The sequence below is a fragment of the Pseudomonas sp. AC083 genome (assembly GCF_979253165.1).
The window spans coordinates 106,070-126,050 of the sequence record NZ_CEEDDH010000019.1 but is presented as its reverse complement, the minus strand read 5'-3'; the positions used below and the strand labels follow the sequence as shown (position 1 = coordinate 126,050).

17 protein-coding genes are annotated in these 19,981 nt (G+C 59.1%); 9 read left to right on the top strand and 8 right to left on the bottom strand.

What is annotated here, in order from left to right; translation table 11 throughout:
* Positions 1-45 precede the first annotated feature (45 nt).
* From AC0IXA_RS23210 to AC0IXA_RS23180, 7 genes are all read left to right on the top strand, one after another.
* Positions 46-762: an FKBP-type peptidyl-prolyl cis-trans isomerase gene (locus tag AC0IXA_RS23210; protein WP_016773732.1), complete on the top strand. Its 717-nt coding sequence runs from the start codon at positions 46-48 to the stop codon at positions 760-762.
* Between the two features lie 293 nt (positions 763-1,055).
* Positions 1,056-1,511 (top strand): YkvA family protein, encoded by a 456-nt coding sequence (locus AC0IXA_RS23205; protein WP_016773733.1) that lies wholly within the window; start codon positions 1,056-1,058, stop codon positions 1,509-1,511.
* A gap of 112 nt (positions 1,512-1,623) precedes the next feature.
* Positions 1,624-1,965, top strand: coding sequence for a helix-turn-helix domain-containing protein (locus AC0IXA_RS23200; RefSeq protein ID WP_016773735.1), 342 nt, complete (start codon positions 1,624-1,626; stop codon positions 1,963-1,965).
* Entirely contained in the window at positions 1,962-2,333 is a 372-nt protein-coding gene (locus tag AC0IXA_RS23195) for a hypothetical protein (RefSeq protein ID WP_003223109.1), read from the top strand. Before AC0IXA_RS23200 ends, AC0IXA_RS23195 begins: the two co-directional genes overlap by 4 nt.
* Positions 2,334-2,741, top strand: a complete 408-nt coding sequence (locus AC0IXA_RS23190) for an SEL1-like repeat protein (RefSeq protein WP_341638831.1) — start codon at positions 2,334-2,336, stop codon at positions 2,739-2,741.
* Positions 2,742-2,980: 239 nt separating this feature from the next.
* Positions 2,981-7,765 (top strand): RHS repeat-associated core domain-containing protein, encoded by a 4,785-nt coding sequence (locus AC0IXA_RS23185; RefSeq protein ID WP_471814561.1) that lies wholly within the window; start codon positions 2,981-2,983, stop codon positions 7,763-7,765.
* Positions 7,765-8,181, top strand: coding sequence for a hypothetical protein (locus tag AC0IXA_RS23180; protein WP_076566757.1), 417 nt, complete (start codon positions 7,765-7,767; stop codon positions 8,179-8,181). Before AC0IXA_RS23185 ends, AC0IXA_RS23180 begins: the two co-directional genes overlap by 1 nt.
* Before the next feature lie 123 nt (positions 8,182-8,304).
* On the opposite strand, the gene AC0IXA_RS23175 is transcribed toward AC0IXA_RS23180, so the two are convergent.
* Both AC0IXA_RS23175 and AC0IXA_RS23170 read right to left on the bottom strand, forming a co-directional pair.
* Positions 8,305-10,095 carry a bifunctional diguanylate cyclase/phosphodiesterase gene (locus AC0IXA_RS23175; RefSeq protein ID WP_471814560.1) on the bottom strand — a complete coding sequence of 597 codons (1,791 nt, stop codon included), beginning with the start codon at positions 10,093-10,095 and terminating at the stop codon, positions 8,305-8,307.
* Positions 10,096-10,213: 118 nt separating this feature from the next.
* Positions 10,214-12,298, bottom strand: coding sequence for a carboxy terminal-processing peptidase (locus AC0IXA_RS23170; RefSeq protein ID WP_161806099.1), 2,085 nt, complete (start codon positions 12,296-12,298; stop codon positions 10,214-10,216).
* Positions 12,299-12,436: 138 nt separating this feature from the next.
* Between AC0IXA_RS23170 and AC0IXA_RS23165 the strand changes: the two genes are divergently transcribed.
* Positions 12,437-13,399: a zinc-binding dehydrogenase gene (locus tag AC0IXA_RS23165; protein ID WP_133340149.1), complete on the top strand. Its 963-nt coding sequence runs from the start codon at positions 12,437-12,439 to the stop codon at positions 13,397-13,399.
* Positions 13,400-13,495: 96 nt separating this feature from the next.
* Here the strand turns inward: AC0IXA_RS23165 and AC0IXA_RS23160 are convergent, their stop codons facing one another.
* From AC0IXA_RS23160 to AC0IXA_RS23135, 6 genes are all read right to left on the bottom strand, one after another.
* Positions 13,496-14,149, bottom strand: a complete 654-nt coding sequence (locus tag AC0IXA_RS23160; RefSeq protein ID WP_471814559.1) for an HAD family hydrolase — start codon at positions 14,147-14,149, stop codon at positions 13,496-13,498.
* A 112-nt stretch (positions 14,150-14,261) separates the two neighbouring features.
* On the bottom strand, positions 14,262-15,251 hold the full coding sequence (locus AC0IXA_RS23155; protein WP_471814558.1) for an ABC transporter ATP-binding protein: 990 nt from the start codon (positions 15,249-15,251) through the stop codon (positions 14,262-14,264).
* On the bottom strand, positions 15,248-16,048 hold the full coding sequence (locus tag AC0IXA_RS23150; protein ID WP_016773742.1) for an ABC transporter permease: 801 nt from the start codon (positions 16,046-16,048) through the stop codon (positions 15,248-15,250). Before AC0IXA_RS23150 ends, AC0IXA_RS23155 begins: the two co-directional genes overlap by 4 nt.
* Positions 16,035-16,871 (bottom strand): ABC transporter permease, encoded by an 837-nt coding sequence (locus AC0IXA_RS23145; RefSeq protein ID WP_161984092.1) that lies wholly within the window; start codon positions 16,869-16,871, stop codon positions 16,035-16,037. Before AC0IXA_RS23145 ends, AC0IXA_RS23150 begins: the two co-directional genes overlap by 14 nt.
* 5 nt (positions 16,872-16,876) lie before the next feature.
* Positions 16,877-17,683, bottom strand: coding sequence for an alkaline phosphatase family protein (locus AC0IXA_RS23140; protein ID WP_471814557.1), 807 nt, complete (start codon positions 17,681-17,683; stop codon positions 16,877-16,879).
* A gap of 133 nt (positions 17,684-17,816) precedes the next feature.
* Positions 17,817-18,884 (bottom strand): ABC transporter substrate-binding protein, encoded by a 1,068-nt coding sequence (locus AC0IXA_RS23135; RefSeq protein ID WP_341639460.1) that lies wholly within the window; start codon positions 18,882-18,884, stop codon positions 17,817-17,819.
* A gap of 351 nt (positions 18,885-19,235) precedes the next feature.
* Here AC0IXA_RS23135 and phnR point away from each other — a divergent pair, with 351 nt between their 5' ends.
* On the top strand, positions 19,236-19,949 hold the full coding sequence (gene phnR, locus AC0IXA_RS23130; protein WP_016773745.1) for a phosphonate utilization transcriptional regulator PhnR: 714 nt from the start codon (positions 19,236-19,238) through the stop codon (positions 19,947-19,949).
* Positions 19,950-19,981: the final 32 nt, after the last annotated feature.

The following is a 19,981-nucleotide window of genomic DNA, read 5'->3' as shown; positions in this document are numbered from 1 at the left end:
CGGCTTTACTCGATTGCCCATTCGGCGCATGAACAAGGAAATAGCATGAAACAGCATCGGTTGGCGGCGGCGGTAGCCCTGGTTAGCCTGGTACTCGCGGGTTGTGACTCGCAGACCAGCGTAGAGCTGAAAACCCCGGCGCAAAAAGCTTCCTACGGCATCGGCCTGAACATGGGCAAAAGCCTTGCCCAGGAAGGCATGGATGATCTGGACTCCAAAGCGGTAGCCCAGGGCATCGAAGATGCCGTTGGCAAGAAAGAACAGAAGCTGAAAGATGAAGAACTGGTCGAAGCCTTCGCCTCGCTGCAAAAGCGTGCTGAAGAGCGTATGGCCAAGATGAGTGAAGAGTCGGCAGCCGCCGGCAAGAAATTCCTCGAAGAAAACGGCAAGAAGGCCGGTGTCACCACCACCGCTTCGGGCCTGCAGTACGAAGTAGTGAAGAAAGCCGATGGCCCACAGCCTAAGCCGACCGACGTCGTCACTGTTCACTACACCGGCAAGCTGACCAACGGCACCGTGTTCGACAGCTCCGTCGAGCGCGGCAGCCCGATCGATCTGCCAGTCAGTGGCGTGATCCCGGGTTGGGTTGAAGGTCTGCAACTGATGCACGTTGGCGAGAAGTACAAACTGTACATCCCTAGCGATCTGGCTTACGGCGCTCAGTCGCCAAGCCCGGCAATCCCGGCCAACTCGGTTCTGGTTTTCGACCTGGAACTGCTGGCCATCAAGGATCCAGCCAAAGAAGACGCCGCTGCCAAGTAACACGCAACGGCATCGCCAACAACGCCTCGCTTATGCGGGGCGTTGTTGCATCTGCAGGTCAGGAAAGGTAAACAGAGCGAACTGACGCCGTTCAACACAGTCATAGCTTTGAGGCTGCCCGCGCTAGACGCCCTGAGCTGCCAAGTCAATGAAATATTGGGCTTTTTTATGTGAGTAAAAAACGCCCGATCTGAGCGCAGCCCTTATGAAACGGGGCTCTCAGCGCTGAAATGCAGCTCTGTTCACAAGGTTATCCACAATTTGTGTGGATAACATTTCAACGGGAAGAATAGATGAAAGCTCCGTGGAATTTCGCTCGATTCCTGCCGTTGGCCGGTCGCCTGCTGGCCCGTGGACGCCTGCCGACCCTGTTGTTTGCCGTGGCCAGCAAAGGCGCCGCGCAAGGCAATCGCTTGGGCAAACTCAAGGATGATCTGCGCTTGCTGCAGTCGTTATGCCTGGCCTACTGGCGTGGCGAGTATCGCGCGATCAGTGCCAAGTCGCTGATTTCGGTGGTGGCGGGCCTGATGTATTTCCTCAGCCCGGTCGATGCCATTCCGGATTTCATTCCCATGTTCGGCATGCTCGATGACATCGCTGTCCTCGCCTGGCTGATGAAAACCCTCGATGACGAGCTCAACGCCTTTCGCCTGTGGCGCAAACGCCAGCAGCCCGAAAAGCTGGCGGTGGTTGAACGCCTCCCTGATACCCCTGAACAATTGCAGCTGCAAGGCCCGAAAAAACCCTGACTGACCAAGTCTGCCTACAGATAGATACCACTCGCGACCTTAGCCGCTGTTAGGATTACACTTCTAGGGAAAAGTGCCGACTCGCTAAGTGGTGTTGTCCTACGGGGTAGTCATGGATATTCAGATAATTGCACGCGATGGCGAACCCGAATACGCGGTTCTGCCGTGGGCTCAATATCAGGCTTTACTGAAAGCAGCAGGGATCAACGCAACACCGGCGCCGCAGCCAGCAGCGCCGCTCGCCACCTCGCCGGAGCCGATTCTTCCGGGTCTGGATCAATTACGCAGTTTGCGCGAAGGGAAGGGCATCGCCATCGAGGCGCTGGCCCGCACGGTAGGCATCAGCCCGTCTTACCTGGCCATGATCGAAAGTGGTGAGCGTCAGCCCGACGCCGCGATTCGCCGCAGCCTGGCCTGGGAACTGACGGTGCCGGGTTGGAGGGACGAATCGTGAGCGTACGCATCAGCCGTCAACATTGGGACGGATTGCTGGGGGAACTGGACCAGGCGCGCCGTCAGCGCCATCTTCTGACCTATCGAGCCTTGCTTGAGCGTTTGCAGCTGCCGACGCCGGCGATGCAGACGCTGACGGCTGCGCTGGAGCATCTGGCCGCACTGGACGCCAAAGCCGAGCAGCCGTTGCGCAGTTCGCTGGTCATCAGTCAGGGCGCGAGTCGTTTGCCACGTACCGGGTTCTTTGAATGTGTCGAGCGTCTGGGGCGTTTTTCCGGGCCGTCGGATGGCGTCGCGGCGGCGTCCTGGCATGCGTCGGAAGTGGTGCGGGTCTTCGAATACGAATACCCGGAATCGGCGGAGGCCTGAGTGTTTCTGCGGCTCAAGGCGCGGGCCGGTTACTGGCTGGCCCGCCGGCTGTTTCATTGGTCGTGGTTCGTTCGCCAGCCGCGTGGCTGGCGCTGGCTTGAAGGCCAGTTCGCGCGCATGGCCAACCTCGGCGATGTCGATGCTCAAAGCTTTTATGGGCACATTCTGACTTTTCGCGGCGTCGGGTTGGGCGCGCGTGAAGAAGGCGTGCGTCTGCTGCGTCTGGCGGCGTTGGCCGGCGACGGTAAAGCCGCTTATCAAGTTGGCGTGATCAGCCTCGCCGGTACCCCGAGCAAGGCGCCGGATCCCGTTGAGGCCGCTCGTTGGTGGAGCATGGCCGCCAAGGCCGGGCATCCGTTGGCCGAGCTGAAGCTGCAACAGCTGGAGGCTGGTGATTCAACGCAGTAATTCCATGTATATCTTCTAAGTAAACGCGGCGTGAGGTTTTCCTCACGCCGCGTTTACGTTTCTGCCTGCACGTTTTTCGCTTGATGCTGGATTGCAGATTAGTCCTACATCCTTTGCCTACTCTCCTGACTTCTTTCCTCTTTGATCCCCCGCACAGTTCCCGCGACTAATTTCTTGCGCGAGGGACCGCTCATGCTTCAGCCCGTTTTTCAGTCCACCTTGTTTGCTCGCGTGTGTTGATGGAAGCCATCGCGCGCATCGAGCAGGAACTCGACAGCTTTCCGCAAACGCTCAGCCTCTACCGCAAACAGCTTGATCACTGGCTCAGTCGCAGGGCGGACCAGATCAGCGAGGCAGCAGACCTGCCATCGCTGGTGGGTATGGAGCGGATCATCCGCTTCGGCGATAGCAGTACGTCGGTCAGCAGCAGCGACGACGAATTTTCCTCCAGCGTCGTCCAGTGCCCGCACGGCGGGCTGATGCAAATCGAGAGCAAGTTCGAATCGGTCTACGACATCCCGCTGGGCAACATTTCCGTCGATGTGGTCGACGTGGATAGCGGCAAAACCGCGCCGGTCACCCTTGATCAGCAGGGCAAGGGCGAGTTCAGAGGCGACGAGGGCAAGTTCTACCGCGTTCTGGTCCACAGCGCTGTCACCTCCAGTCAAGTCGACGAGCTGTTCAAATCCTACGACGGTTTGACCGGCGAACTTGAGCGCTGGCTGCGTAGCGAGTGGCAAGGTTTCAAGCCGCAGTGGTCACAGTCGGTGGCGATCGCAGCCAGCAACGGCATGCTCGCCGGCAGTTGGGCGGCCATCGAGGGGGTATGGGACAGCCTCGGTCTGCTCTCGGAAATTCTCCAGGATCCCGGCAAGTTTGCCGAGCGTTTGGGCAGTGGCGCGGCTGAGCTGATCGAGCTGGCGCAGACCGCTCCGGATCTCATGGAAAAGCTGCAGTTGCTGGTCAGTGACGAAGCGGCGATGTGCTTGCTGCTACGGTCGGCGAGTCTGTGGCTGGACATGCTGCCGCCCAGCGAGGTTGCCGGCAAGTCTGCTGAAGTGGCGTCGATGATGATCGTGCAACTGATCATCGATGTCTTGATCAGCGTGGTGCTGACGTTTGTCGGAGCGGGGGCGGGGATCGCTTATCTGACGCTGCGTCTGGCTGACCGCGCAACGCAGCTGTTCAACGTCGCCAAGCGTCTGGTCAAGGCGCTGTTCAGCATCGTCAACGCCTTTATTGAATACGTCGACCGCTACAAAGCCGTTGCCGCGCGGGGCATCGCCGCCGGGGTGAAAAAGGGCCGGATGCAATTGCGCTGGGATGCCAAGCGCAACGCCATGTTGAAGAAGGACGAGCCACACGACGACGCCCCCGACCAAGCAAAGAACCCCAACGGCGATGCCGCCGATTGCGTGCCCAAAACCTGTACCAACGGCTGCCCGGTGTCGATGGTCACCGGCGAAGAACTGCTGACCCTGACCGACGCCGTGCTCGATGGCGTGCTGCCCTTCGAGTTCACCCGCTTGTACCGCAGCAGCGCGGTCGAGATCGACATCGGCCTGGGGTTCGGCTGGAGCCATACGCTGGCCCATCGCCTGTCCTTCGACGGCGATGGCGTGATCTGGATCGACCACGAAAACCGCCGCACTCGTTTTCCCCTGCCCAACGTCGCGCGCCCGGCGATTCACAACAGCCTGTCGCGGGCGGCGATCTTTCTCGGTGATGAGCCGGAAGAACTGATTCTGGCGTTGGCCGGCGACAGCGCGCGGTTTTACCACTTTCGCGCCGGCCGGCTGACCACAATCAGCGATGTCTACGGCAATCGTCTGACCCTGCAACGCGATCGCTCCGACCGCATTCAGCGTCTGGACAACGGCGCCGGCCGCGCGCTGCTGTTGCGGTATGACCGCGCGCAACTGGTGGCGGTCGATTATCAGGTGTTTGTTCAGGGCGAGTGGATCACCGAGCAAAACCTCGCCACCTACAGCTTCGATGCCCGGCAACGCCTGCTGGTTGCGACCAACGCGGTCGGCGACAGCGAGCGCTACGACTACGACGATCAACACGTCATCCTCCAGCGCCAGCTGACTGGCGGTGCGAGCTTCTTCTGGGAGTGGCAGCGTGAGGGCAAAGCCGCCCGCTGCGTGAGGCACTGGGCTTCGTTCTCGCAGATGAACACCCGTTACGTCTGGAACGATGACGACGCCAGCGTGACCGTGCATTACGTCGACGGCACCGAAGAAGTCTACGTCCACGACGAGCGCGCGCGGCTGGTGCGCCAGGTTGCGGCCGATGGTGGTGAACAGCTCAAGGCCTATGACCAGCAGGGGCGCTTGATCGCCGAGCAGGATGCGTTGGGCGCGGTCACCGAATACCGCTACGACGAAGTCGGACGGCTGATCGCGCTGATTCCGCCGGACGATGCACCAACGTCCTACGAGTACCGCAACGGTTTTCTCTACAAGCGTTGCCGTGGTGATGCGGTGTGGATCTACCGGCGCAACGCTGAAGGCGCCGTCACCGAAGCGGTCGATCCCGACGGCCAGGTCACCCATTACTACTACAACCTGCGCGGGCAGTTGCTGTCGCTGCGCTACCCGGACAGCAGCCGCCACCGCTGGGTGTGGAACGAGCTCGGCCAGCTCATCGAAGAAACCCTGCCCGATGGTGGCGTGCGGCGCTTTTCCTACGATGCGCTGGGCCGGCGGATTACCACCCAGGACGAATTTGGTGTTGTCAGTCGTCAGCAGTGGGACGCGGCCGGCCGACTGATCCTGACGACTTCTCCTACGGGCAGCACGCGCGCCTACAGCTATGGCGCCTACGGCCAGATCACCGCCGAACGCGATGAACTCGGGCGCATCACCCGCTATGAATATGACGATGATCTGCACTTGGTCTCGCGGCGGATCAATCCTGACGGCACCCGCGTGCAGTACCGCTATGACCATGCGCGGCTGTTGCTGACCGAGATTGAAAACGAATCGGGCGAAAAGTACCGACTGGATTACACGCCGACCGGATTGATCCGACAGGAAACCGGGTTTGATGGGCGGCGTACGGCTTACGTCTACGACCCCAACGGGCATCTGCTGGAGAAGACCGAGTTCGGCGAGCAGGGTTTATCGCTGGTCACCCGCTACGAGCGCGACAGGGCCGGGCGTTTACTCGTCAAAACCCTGCCCGATGGCGCCAAGATCCGCTACGACTACGACCGCCTCGGTCGGTTGATCGGTGTCGATGACGGGCAAAACCATCCGCTGGCCTTCGAGTACGACCGTCAGGACCGGCTGATCACCGAGCATCAGGGCTGGGGCACCTTGCGCTACACCTATGACGCCTGTGGTCAGCTCAAACGCCTGCGCCTGCCGGACAACAGCAAGCTCGATTATCACTACGCCAAAGGCGGTGCGCTGTCAGCCATCGACCTCAACGGCACGCCGCTCACGCGCCACGTCTACCAGTCCGGTCGCGAACAGCAACGCCAGCAAGGCTTGCTGCTCAGCGAATACTCCTACGACGATCAGGGCCGCTTGCTTGCCCACGCCGTAGGCCATCGCCACGCCTCGCTGTACCGCCGCGATTATGCCTACAGCGCCAACGGCAATCTCGAGCACATCGCCGACAGCCGCCACGGCCAGCGCACCTACGGCTACGACGCCCTCGACCGGTTGATCCGCGTACGTCACTCACGCGACGAACTGCCCGAATCCTTCGCCCACGACCCGGCCGGCAACCTGCTGATGCAGGACCGCCCCGGTCCCGCGCAGATCAAAGGCAATCGCCTGTTGATGCAGGGCGACCGCCATTACGACTACGACGCCTTCGGCAACCTGATCCGCGAACGTCGTGGCCACGGCCAGACCCTGGTCACCGAATACCGCTACGACTGCCAGCACCGCCTGATCGGCCTGACCCGCCCCGACGGCCAGACCGCCAGCTACCAATACGACGCCTTCGGCCGCCGGATCCGCAAAACCATCGATGGCGCCGCCACCGAATTTTTCTGGCAAGGCGAACACCTCGTCGCCGAAAGCAGCGCCACGCAATACCGCAGCTTCCTCTACGAACCCGGCACCTTCCGCCCACTCGCGATGCTGGATGGCAAAGGCCCGAAAAAAGCCTGCCCGTTCTACTACCAACTCGACCACCTCGGCACCCCGCAGGAACTCACCGACTACAGCGGCGAAATCGTCTGGTCCGCGCAATACGACGCCTACGGCAAAGTCGCCGCTGTGACCCTGGCCGGCGAAGACTATCTGGATCAACCGCTGCGCTTCCAGGGGCAGTATTTCGATGCGGAAAGCGGACTGCATTACAACCGCCATCGGTATTACGACCCGAGGCTAGGGCGGTATCTGACGCCGGACCCGGTGAAGCTCGCGGGTGGGTTGAATCAGTACCAGTACGTGCCGAATCCGACGGGGTGGGTGGATCCGTTGGGGTTGAGTTGCATTTGTCCACCGTCAGCGCCGCGACGTCCTATGCGGTACGAGGCTGGTCGAGTGGTCGTCGAAGAGGGAGCGCCCCCGCTGCCAAAGATGACGGCGCAGGAACGACGGGCGAGGATTGATGAAGTGGCTGAGGAGAATGCAAAGCGGCGTGTGAGTGAGTATGAAGAACTTTATGACATGCACACTGTGAAAAAACATAGTTCGGAAATTCCCGATCGGGCACTAAAACAGCGAGCTATCAACGGCGCTGATCCTCACACAGGTGTCGTTCCGAGGCCTCCCAGAGGAAATCCAAGTTCACAATTTCACAACTGGCGAATGCATTTGGGGGCATTAAACAAGGCGATGACAAGGAATAAAAATGGCTTGATCATGCATACGGGTGACGATCAGCATGATACTCCGATAGTTAGGTTGGAATTGCCTGGAGCAGGGCGAGGGTACAAACCGAATAGGCGGGATTCGCAAAATCCGGTTTTGAATGATGATATGAGCTGGTTTGAAGTTAAGTTTGATAAGACAAATACGCAAGAACCATTTACGGGCTTTCCTTCGGAGAAAAAATAATGTTGAAACATCCGTATTTAGATAGGCCTTTCAATCCAAGATTTAGCTGGTTTATTGGCGTTTTTGATGTTTATGATCAAGAAGAGACCCGAGGTCTAGAGCTCGGCGTATATAATCCGAATATACCTACTGACAGGGAAAATCTTATACGGAGGTATTGTCTGAAACTGCCGTATCTTTCGTATAGGCATAAGTTGGTTCTATTTGAAGCCCTAGAGTCAGCGTTAGATGATTCAAGCTACGATTTCAGTAGCTTATTTGATATTGATGAGTGCGAAACTTCCAGTTGGCCTAGGGGGGAGTGGTATTCGTTAAATAGTCCGCGTAGCTTTTTTGAAGAAGTTTATCGCTTGGCGAAAGAGGTCTGGAGGGAAGACCTTGAGAAGGCTGCTGGTGAGGATAGATCTACATGGTGAGGACGATATCTCAATAAAATGATCATTATTTTCTTTGCTAGTTGAACTGATATTAAAGCCAGCAATTAGTTGCGTCGGCTTGCCTTCGTTGCAGCCCTGCTCCTACAGGGATCTTGTCGATATTCAGCGTTGTCCAATTAGATGCGGCAAATGGAGGTCGGGCGCGATGAGGCTATCAATCAAATAAACACTAAATCCCACAACCCCCTTCGCATGATGCTTAGCCTGCGAGGCCATCTCCGCAAGCTGGCTGGCATCAAGCGCTGCACAAGCCTCAGGTCGCAAATGCACCACCCCAATCGATAACGACAACAACGCAAACTCCTGCCGCACACCTTGGCGATTCGGCGCAATAAAACATCCCGCCTCAAGGTGTTCAGGCCGATAGAACCGGCGGCATTGGCTTTGGAAATCGTCGAGCAGTTGGTTGAGGCGTTTGCGCCAGTCTTCGGGGCCGAGGACGAGGAGGAAGTCGTCGCCACCGATGTGGCCGACGAAGTCGCGGGTGGGGTCGATGCGTTCGTTGAGGCATTGTGCCAGGCAGAGCAGGACTTCGTCGCCACGGCCGTAGCCGTAGATGTCGTTGAAGGGTTTGAAGCTGTCGATGTCGACGTAACAGATGATCGACTCGCGGGCCTGTTGCAGCAGCCGGGTGAGGCATTGCTGGATCGGTACGTTGCCCGGGAGCAGGGTGAGGGGATTGGCGTAGCGTGCCTGCTGGATTTTCAGTTCGGTGATCAGTTTCAGCACGTCGATCACCCGGCCGAGGCCCAGGTAACTGCCGTTGAGTGTGATGATGAAGTCTTCTTCGATGCGCTGGCGGGCGCGGCTGGTGATCAAGCGGCTGACTTGCTGCAGCGACTGGCTGATTTCCACGGCGAGGAAGTCATCGTTCATCAGGCGGCTGATCGGTTTGCGCGCGAACAGATCGGTGGCAAACGGTTTGAGCAGTGCGTCCGACAGCGAGTGGCGATGGACGATGCCGCAGGGCTGGCCTTGTTCGTCGAGCACCGCGAGCGAATTGAGGTTGGCCTGGCGGCGAAAGGCTTCCAGCACGGTGGCGGTAGGTGTATCGCGTTGCACGGCGGGCTGGTCGTTGAGCAGGGCGCTGAGGTCGCTGCCTTCGTCATTCAGCGCGACAGCGCTGCTATCGTGTTTGGGCATCAAGGCGCGAGCGTCGCGGGACGGATGTTCCTGAGGGCGGCCGAGCAGGTAGCCCTGCACCAGGTCGACGCCCATTTCAGTCAGCACCGCGAGTTCTTCCGGCAACTCGATGCCCTCGGCAATCACCTGCGCGCGGGACGCTTTGGCGATTTGCAGGATCGAGCCGACAAACTCTCTTTTCAACGCATCCTGATGAATGCCATCAATGAAGTGCCGGTCGATCTTCACGTAATCCGGACGCAATTCCGACCACAGGCGCAGGCTCGAATACCCTGCACCCAAGTCGTCCAGCGCAATGGAAAAACCCATCGCCCGATAGTGATGCAGAGCGGTTTGCAGCAACTGGAAGTCATCGATTGGCGTCTGCTCGGTGAGCTCGATGACCACCTGGCTCGGCGCAATGCCCAAGTCCTGCAGCAGTTGCAACGTTCGTCCGGGTTGGTGCGCGGCTTCGAGCAAGGATTCTGGCGAGACGTTGAGGAACAGCTTGCCCGGCAGTTGCTGCTCATTGAAGCGGCGACAGGCGCTTTGCCGGCAGGCGATCTCCAGTTCGCTCAATCGGCCAGCCTGTCGCGCCACGGCGAACAGGGCAATCGGCGAGTGAAGAGGGCTGTTGGACGGGCCACGGGTCAGGGCTTCGTAACCGAGAATGCGCCGTTCGGAAAGACAGATGATCGGCTGGAACAGGCTGTGTAAACCGCTTTGAGTCAGGATCGAGCTCAACGCGCTCAGCTGTTCGGTCGTGGTCATGGCAGTCTCTGGCGATAAAAAAAGGACCGGGAGCGCTTGCTCCCGGTCCTGTATTGCACGACAGAATGATGACTGTTTGATGACGATCCGGGGATCGTCAGCACTAAATTGCCATCACTTACTTCTTGGCCACCTGATTGCTCAGTTTCAGGTAATCCAGCAGCACGCGCCCGGTTTCGCTCAGGTAGGCATCGTCTTCCGGTTTGACCTTGTCCGGCTCGGCAGCGGCCAGTGCGTCTTCGTCTTCTTTCTTCAGCTCTTTGAGCGGTTCTTCGCCTTTGGCCTTGCGACGGATGTTCTCCATCGCCAGTTGCTTGGCGTCGATGTCGGCGTGCTGGGCGCGACGATCAGCTTCGTTGAGGCTGACGGTTTTTTCTTCCATCAGTTTCTGCGCCAGGGCCAGCTTGTCGCGGATGAACACGAACTCGGCATCCTTGTTGGTGCGCGCGTCATGTTCGGACTTCAGCTGGGCGAGGAACGGCTTGAACGGATCGGCCGCCGGTTTGATCGCCGCGCGTATGGTGTCCCACGGCATGGCTTCCGGCAGAGCGCTCTCGCCGATTTCCTTGGTGTCGATCAGCGATGGGTAGTCGATGTCCGGCAGCACGCCCTGATGCTGGGTGCTCTGCCCGGAGACACGGTAGAACTTGGCCAGAGTCAGTTTCAGTTCGCCATGGTTCAGCGGCTGAATGGTCTGCACGGTGCCTTTGCCGAAGGTCTGGCCACCGATGATCAGCGCGCGGTGGTAGTCCTGCATGGCGCCGGCGAAGATCTCCGAGGCCGAGGCGGACAGGCGGTTGACCAGCAGCGCCATCGGGCCTTTGTAGAACGCGCCCGGGTTTTCATCTTCGAGCACGTCGACACGGCCGTCGGCGTTACGCACGAGTACGGTCGGACCTTTGTCGATAAACAGGCTGGTCAGCTCGGTGGCTTCCTGCAGGGAGCCGCCGCCGTTGTTGCGCAGGTCGATGACTACGCCGTCGACTTTGTCCTTCTGCAACTCGGTGAGCAGCTTCTTGACGTCGCGAGTGGTGCTCTTGTAATCCGGATCGCCGGCACGGAATGCCTTGAAATCGAGGTAGAAGGCCGGGATCTCGATGACGCCAAGTTTGTAGTCCTTGCCGTCCTGTTTCAGGCTGAGGATCGACTTCTTCACGGCCTGGTCTTCGAGCTTCACCGCTTCACGGGTGATCGGCACGATCTTGGTGGTCTGATCGTTCGGCGCATTGCTCGCCGGGATCACTTCCAGGCGCACCACGGTGCCTTTCGGACCGCGAATCAACTTGACCACTTCGTCCAGGCGCCAGCCGACCACGTCGACCATCTCTTTATTGCCTTGGGCAACGCCGATGATCTTGTCGGCCGGAGCGACCTGCTTGGTCTTGTCCGCCGGGCCTGCCGGCACCAGACGCACGACTTTCACTTGATCGTTGTCGCTCTGCAACACGGCGCCGATGCCCTCGAGGGACAGGCTCATGTTGATGTCGAAGTTTTCCGCGTTATCCGGCGACAGATAGTTGGTGTGCGGGTCGTAGGACATGGCGAAGGTGTTGATGTACGCCTGGAAGATGTCCTCGGCACGGGTCTGGTCCAGACGCGCCAACTGATTCTTGTAGCGCTTGGTCAGGGTTTCCTGGATCTGCTTCGGCTCTTTGCCGGCGATCTTCTGGCGCAGCACTTCATCCTTGACGCGTTTGCGCCACAGGTCGTCGAGTTCCGCGGTGGACTTGAGCCAAGGCGCGTCCTTGCGATCGATCAGCAAGGTCTCCTTGGTGTTGAAGTCCATTTTGTCGACGCCTTTGTTCAGCTCGGCAAGGGCGAAGTCCAGACGCGCTTTGACGCGGTCCAGGTAGCGCTTGTAGATGGTGAACCCGGCGTTGAGGTCGCCGCTTTTGAGGAAGTCGTCGAACTGCGTCTTCCACTTGTCGAATTCGGCGATATCGCTGGCCATGAAATAGCTGCGCGATGGGTCGAGCAGCTTGATGTAGCTGTCGTAGATGATCACCGAGCGCGCATCGTCGAGCGGCGGCTTGCTGTAGTGGTGACGCTTGAGCAACTCGACGACGTTCAGGCTGGCGATGACTTCATCGCGATCAGGCTGCAACTTGTCCCAGCTGTTGGCTGCGAATGTGGTGCCCGACACCGGCAACAGACCGATACCGATGAAAAGAGCGAGGGCGGTGCTGGGGAGCAGATGCTTCATGCTGATTCGACGCGGGGACAATTGATAACGCATATTAGGCCGTCTTTGAAGTCGCCGGTTCTTTGAGAGCCGGTCGCATAATGCAAAAAGCCCGGCGCTACAGCTTCGGGCTCAGTCCAGACTCACTATGGAGGCAGTGTGAAGGCATTGCAAGGCGTTGAAGGTCAAGTGGCATGGGTTGAAGAGCCGAGTCCTACCTGCGATGTAGGACAAGTCCGCATCCGGGTGGCGGCAGCCGGCCTCAATCGCGCCGATTTATTACAGAAGGCAGGGCTTTATCCGCCGCCCCCCGGTGCCAGCCACGTGCTCGGTCTTGAGTGCTCCGGGGTGATCAGCGAAGTCGGTGCGGGCTCGTCCTGGCAAGTCGGCGACCGGGTTTGCGCCTTGCTGGCCGGGGGCGGCATGGCCGAAGAGGTGGTCGTCGACGGACGGCACGTGCTGCCGGTGCCTGAAGGTGTTTCGCTGATCGAGGCGGCGGCATTGCCCGAGGTGTACGCCACCGTCTGGCTGAATGTGTTTCAACTTGCAGCGTTGAAGCCCGGTGAGAAAATTCTCCTGCACGCCGGCGCAAGTGGAATCGGTTCAGCCGCCATTCAGCTGTGCAAAGCCTTCGGCAACCCGTGCTGGGTCAGCGTCGGTTCCGCCGAGCGCCTGGCTTACTGTGAAGCGCTGGGTGCGCAGGGCGGCGTGGTGCGCACCGATGATCTGGAGAGCCTGCGCGACTTCGGGCCGTTCGACGTGATTCTCGATCCGGTGGGCGGCAATTATTCAGCATTGAACCTCAAGCTGATGGCGCTGGACGGGCGTTGGGTGCTGATCGGTTTGATGGGCGGGCGCGAGGCGAAACTGGATCTGGCGCAGGTGTTGGCCAAGCGTGTGCAGCTGCTCGGTTCAACGTTGCGCAGTCGTGGCGATCAGTTCAAGGCGGATCTGCTCAGTGACCTGGGCCAGCATGTCTGGCCGCTGTTTGCCGAGGGCCGCTTGCGTCCGCAATTGGCCAAAGCGTTTGCGGTGAAGGATGCCGAAGCAGCGTTTGCCGAACTGGCGAGCAATACGGTGGCGGGCAAGTTGGTGTTGGTGATCAATGAGGGTTTGAGCTGACAGCAAAACAAGGTCAAAAGATCGCAGCCTTCGGCAGCTCCTACAGAGGCACGCATTCCAAAAGTAGGAGCTGCCGAAGGCTGCGATCTTTTGCTTTTATTTCCAGAGGTGGATCGGCCAGCCGGCCTTTTCGGCGTGCTCGAGTAGCACCGGATCCGGATTGACCACGTGTGGAAAATCCACTTTCAACAGCAGCGGCAAGTCATTGCGCGAATCGGAATAAAAACTCGCGCCTTCGAGGTTTTCTTCTTCGGCATCCAGCCATTCCAGCAAGCGGGTGATCTTGCCTTCGCGGTAAGTCAGCGTGCCGACGGTGTTGCCGCTGTACACGCCATGGGCGACTTCCAGTTCGATGGCCAATATCTCGTCGATGCCCAGACGATCGGCGATCGGGCGAACCAGGTGCGCACCGGATGCCGAAATCACCAGAATCCGGTCACCGGCCTTGCGGTGGGCTGCGATGGTTTTGGTCGCGTCGCTGAAGATGATCGGCTCAATGAAATCTTCCACCCACGGGGCAACCAAGTGCTCGATTTCCTCAGGGGTACGGCCAATCAATGGTTCGAGACTGAAGGCCATATAGTCCTCCATCGCCAGATGTCCGCGGCCATAGGCATCCATCAGTTCCTTGTCGCGCTGCATGAACGACTCGCCATCGACCCAGCCAAGGCGGACCATCTGCTCACTCCATAGCGAGGAGCAGTCGCCGTGGATCAACGTTTCGTCCAGATCAAAAATTGCCAAAGCCATCGGGTTCTCTCCGAGAACAGCTGCAAGCTACGAGCTAATAGCTGCAAGAATTAAAATCAGGTGCACCGCAGTCTACAACTTGAAGCTTGTAGCTCGAAGCTTGCAGCTGCTTTTATGCTACTTCGCACAGGGCCGTTGGATCGATGGAAAGTGCCAGGCGCTGTCCGTCGGGATGCAGATCGGCGGCGGAGCGGTTGAGTACGTCGACCACCAGTTCCACGCCGCGCGCTTCGACGCGATAGCGAATGACGTTGCCGAGCAGGCTGTGGCTGCGGATCTGCGCGTCGAGTTCGCCGTCGAGGCTCAGTTCGATGGCTTCCGGGCGGATGGCGATGCGGTGGTTGACCGGTCGTTGCAACAGCTTCGACGCAGCCTCGGCGTCGAGCAGGTTGTAGTTGCCGATGAAGCCGGCGGCGAACACATCGACTGGCGCGGTGTAGAGGGTTTCGGCGTCGCCGCTCTGGACGATCTTTCCCTGATTCATCAGGAAAATCCGGTCCGACATGGTCAGCGCTTCTTCCTGATCGTGGGTGACGAAGATCGTGGTCAGGCCGAGTTCGCGCTGGATCTGACGAATCTGTTCGCGCAGGTGTTTGCGAATCCGTGCGTCGAGCGCCGACAGCGGCTCATCCAGCAGCAACAAGCGCGGGCGGGTTACCAGTGAGCGGGCGAGGGCGACGCGCTGGCACTGACCACCGGACAGTTGATGCGGATAGCGGCTGGCGAAGTCGTGCAGTTCAACCAGTTTCAACACTTCTGCCACGCGCTTGTGGCTGTCATCGGCGTTGACCTTTTGCATTCGCAGGCCGAAGGCGACGTTCTGTTCGACGGTCATGTTGGGGAACAGTGCATAGCTCTGAAAGACCATGCCGATCCCGCGTTTCTGTGGGCTCAACGGCACGATGTCGACGCCGTCGAGGAGGATCTTGCCGCCATCCACCGGGGTCAGCCCGGCGATGCAACGCAGCAAAGTCGACTTGCCGCACCCGGACGGGCCGAGCAGGGTGACGAACTCGCCTTTGTTGATTTCGCAATCGATGTCGCTGAACACCGTGGTGCCGGCATAACTTTTCTGCAGGTGTTGGACGCTGACGTAGCTCATTCGCTTTTGTCCTTGTTCAAGATGTTGGCGATCCAGGTCAGGACCAGCACGAAAAAGAAATACGAAATGACCAGCGCACTGGTGAAGTGGCCGCTGCTGTTACGCATGTTGTTCAGGTACACCTGCAGGGTTTCGTAGCGCGTGCCGACGAGGATGTTGGCGAACACGAATTCACCGAAGAGGAACGAGAACGACAGTAGCAGCGCCACCATCAGGCCTTTGCGCAGATTCGGCAGCACCACCAGAAACGCCGCCTGAAAGGTGCTGGCGCCGAGCAGTTGCGCGGCGTCCATCAGGTCGCGCAGGTTGATCGCTTGCAGGTTGTTGGTGATCGCGCGGTACATGAATGGCAGCGCCACGGTGAAGTAGCAGCCGATCAGAATCCAGGGTGTGCCGACCATCGCCATCGGCCCGGAACCGTAAAGCTGCAACAGCCCCACCGAGGACACCACCGGCGGTACCGCGAAGGGCAGCAGGATGAGGATGTTCATCAGCGCATCGAGTTTCGGAAAGTAGTAATGCACGACGAACAGCAACGGCAGGATCAGCACCACCGATAACACCAGCGCGCCGACGCAGACGATCAGCGACTGACCGAATGCATGCAGAAAGCGCGGATCGCTCCACAGCTGGATGTACCACTTGAAGGTGAAACCGCTGGGCAGAATCGTTGCCGACCAACTGCTGGCGATCGAATAGACCAGCGTGCCCAGCAGCGGCAACAGCAGAATGGCGAACAGCAGATAAACCACGACGCGGTGGTAGAGGCCGGCCGGGCCGGATTCAGCGCGAGACATGGTAGCTCCTCTTCAACAGCAATTGATGCACGACGGTGACAATGGTCATCAGCGCCACGAGCACCACGGCCAGGGCGCTGGCCAGGTTCGGGTCAAGGGAAATGTCGCCGGAGACCATCGCCGCAATACGGATCGGCAGAACGTTGAAGTTGCCGGTGGTCAGCGCGTAAACCGTGGCGTAAGCACCGAGGGCGTTAGCCAGCAGGATCACGAAGGTGCCGAGCAACGCCGGGGTCAATACCGGCAGGCCAATGTGCCGCCAGAACTGCCAGCCGTTGGCGCCGAGCAGTGCGGCGGACTCGCGCCAGTCTTCACGCAGAGCGTCGAAAGCCGGGTAGAGCAGCAGCACGCCGAGCGGGATCTGGAAGTAGGTGTAGAGGATGATCAGGCCGGTTTTCGAATACAGGTTGAAGTCCTGAATGATCCCCGACTGCTTGAGCATGATGGTGATGCTGCCGTTGAAACCGAGCAGGATGATGAAGGCGAACGCCAATGGCACGCCGGCGAAATTGCTGGTCATGTTGGCGAAGGCATTCACGAAGTTGCGCAGCTTCGAATCCACTCGGCGCAACGAGTACGCACCGAGCACGGCGATGATGATGCCGAATACGCTCGACCAGAAACTGATCTCCAGGCTGTACTGGATTGCCTGCCGATAGAACTTCGAACCGAAGATCTTGCTGAAGTTGGCCAGGCCCCAGCCGGACTCTTCCGATTGCAGGCTGTTGATCATCACCCAGACCAGCGGGGCGATTTCGAAGACGATAAAGAACAGCGCGAAGGGCACCAGACACAGCGCCGCGAGCCATTTGCCGCGATTCATGACATTCACTTGAGCAGCTCCCGGCACACAGGTTTGTCGTGGGGTACGCCGAGCAGTTCGCAGACCGTGCCGCAGAGCTCGGTCTGCGTCGGCGTGGCGTCAGGGTTGAGGCTGAACGCATTGCCGAGAACGAACAGCGGCACCTGACGTTCTTCCGCCAGCAGGCCGTTGTGCGAGCGATCGTTGTTCATACCGTGGTCGGCGGTCACCAATACCTGATAACCAGCGTCGAGCCAGCTCTGCAGATAGTCGGCGAGGATGACGTCAGCCGAGCGCGCGCTGTTGCGGTATTGCGAGCTGTCGAGGCCGTGCTTGTGCCCGGCGTCGTCGATGTTCATCGGGTGGATCAGGAGGAAATCCGGCGCGTGGCGCAGGCGCAGGCTTTCGGCGTCGGCGAACAGGTGCGAATCCGGATAATGATCGTTCCAGTAGAAGTGACCGTACTGGATCGGCAGCGTCGGATCGTTGGTGTGGCGGTCGCGCGCAGCCACGAACGGTGAGCGGTTATACAACTCGCTGACCCAGTGATACGCCGCAGCGGCGGTTTTCAATCCGGCATCGCGGGCGTAGTGATAGATGCTGCGCTGGTTGGACAAGCGCGAGACATTGTTGTGGACGATGCCGCTGTTGATCGGCGGCACGCCGGTGAGAATACATTCGTAAAGCGGTCGGGACAGGGCCGGCAGTTCGCACTCCAGTTGATAGAGCGCCGCGCGTCCTGCGCCAACATAAGCCTGCAGATGCCCCATGGCGTGACACGCAACCTCATAGTTGAGGCCGTCGAGCACGACAAGGATGACGTTGTGCTTCATAGGGGCAAGAACTCCGAAAACAAATCTGGAACCAATCTGTGTAGGAGCTGCCGGAGGCTGCGATCTTTTGATGTTGCTTTTAAAAGGCAAGATCAAAAGATCGCAGCCTTCGGCAGCTCCTACAGATGAAGGATTACTTCATCTCGACGATGACTTCTTCGTTCCACTGCTGTGGCAGGGCTTTGGAAGTCTTTTCCCACGCCTCGGCGTCCTTGACCGGCGTGACCTTCTTGTACTGCTCGTTTGGCAGCAGTTTGGCTTTCACGTCTTCCGGCAGTTGCAGGTGTTCGGCGCGGATCGGCCGGGCGTTGCCGCGAGCAAGGTTGGTCTGGCCGGCGTCGCTGAAGATGTATTCGCGGGTCAGCTTGGCGGCGTTGGGGTTTTTCGCGTACTTGTTGATGATCGTGGTGTAGCCGGAAATCACCGAGCCGTCCGATGGAATCAGCACTACGTAATCATCGGGGTTGGCCATCTTGGCTTTGTAGCTCAGGCCATTGAAGTCCCAGACCACGCCGACTTCGATCTCGCCTTTTTCCATGGTGGCGATGGTCGGGTTGGCCATCGACAGACGACCCTGTTTGGCAAGGTCGGCGAACAGCAGCAGGGCAGGCTTGATGTTTTTCTCGTCACCGCCATTGGCCAGTGCGGCAGCGAGGACACCGTTGGCGGCCTGGGCAGCAGTGCTCACGTCGCCGATGGAGACTTTGTATTTACCGGTTTTCAGGTCCGCCCATTTGGTCGGCACGTCGGAGCCGTTCAGCAGCTTTTTGTTGACGATGAAGGCGATGGTGCCGGTGTAGGCAAGCGCCCAGTTGCCGTCCTTGTCCTTGGCCCAGTCCGGAATCTGATCCCAGGTGCTTGGCTTGTAGGGTTGCACCACGCCTTGCTTGACCGCGATCGGGCCGAAGGCGGCACCGACGTCGCCGATATCAGCGGTGGCGTTGTCTTTTTCAGCAGCGAACTTGGCGATTTCCTGGGCCGAGCTCATGTCGGTGTCGATGTGTTTCAGGCCGTATTTCTTGGCCAGATCTTCCCAGGTGCCTTTCCAGTTGGCCCAGTCATCGGGCATGCCGACGCTGTTCACGGCGCCTTCCGCCTTCGCAGCGGCTTCGAGGGTTTTCAGATCGGTGTCGGCCGCCATGGCGGCGGTGCACATAGCGATGGTCGAGCCTAACAGTGTTGCCAGGAAAAGCTGTTTCATTCCGAAGCTCCTTGGTCGTGTTCAACGCTGCGATTGCGGTTGATGTTGGTCTAGGTCAGCAATACCTGAGCCAATTTAGGTCGGCTGGATGACATTTTGATGTCGATGGCCTCGTGGTTGATCTTTTATCAACCATTGTCAGGAAGGTGCCAGATCAGCGTAGACCATGCCCAAAGCCCCGTAAGGCAGGGGACTTGGCCGATGTATTGCAAGTCGTGAAAGCGACCGTTCGGTAGTTTTGTCATCTGTCGGTCATCTGCACTGCCTAGGCTTGCACCATACGAAGGCGCTTTGATCGGCGTTCGGATTTGCCCCGAAACAGTGCTGGTCTAGTCCAGATAGGTAACGTTGATGCGCGATGAGGCAACGAAAGCGGTGACAGCGATTGGCCAAGTGCTGCAAGAGCAGATCGATCATGGTTTGCTGGCGGCCGGGAGCAAGTTGCCCGCTGAACGCAAGCTCAGCGAGTTATTCGGGACGACGCGGATCACTGTGCGTGAAGCGCTGTTGCAATTGGAGGCGCAAGGGCAGATTTATCGCGAGGAGCGGCGCGGCTGGTTCGTGTCGCCGCCGCGTCTGGCTTATAACCTGATGCAGCGCAGTCATTTCCACGCCATGGTAAGTGCGCAGGGGCGCGAACCTTCGACCGAGGTGATTTCGGCGCGGTTGCAGCCGGCTTCGGCGGCGGTGTGTGCGTGGTTGCAGCTGCCGGCGTTGTCGAGCGTGATTCAGATTTGCCGCTCGCGGCGCATTGATGGGCGACTGGTGTTGTATGTGGAGCACTATCTGAATCCGCAGTTTTTTCCGGGGATCCTCGAGTTTGATTTGAATCAGTCGATCACGGAGTTGTATGCGCGGCATTTCGATTTGCACTATGGGCGGGTGCGGTTTGAGATCGTGCCTACGTCTTTATCTGTCGATGCGGCGGCGGCTTTACGGGTGTCGGTGGGGAGTCCAGGACTGAGGATTGCTCGGGTCAATTATGATCAGCATGGGCGGTTGATCGATTGTGATCTGGAGTTTTGGCGGCATGATGCGATTCATGTAGGGGTTGATGTGGTTTGATCCTCTGGTCGCTGCGCTCCCACAGTCACCCC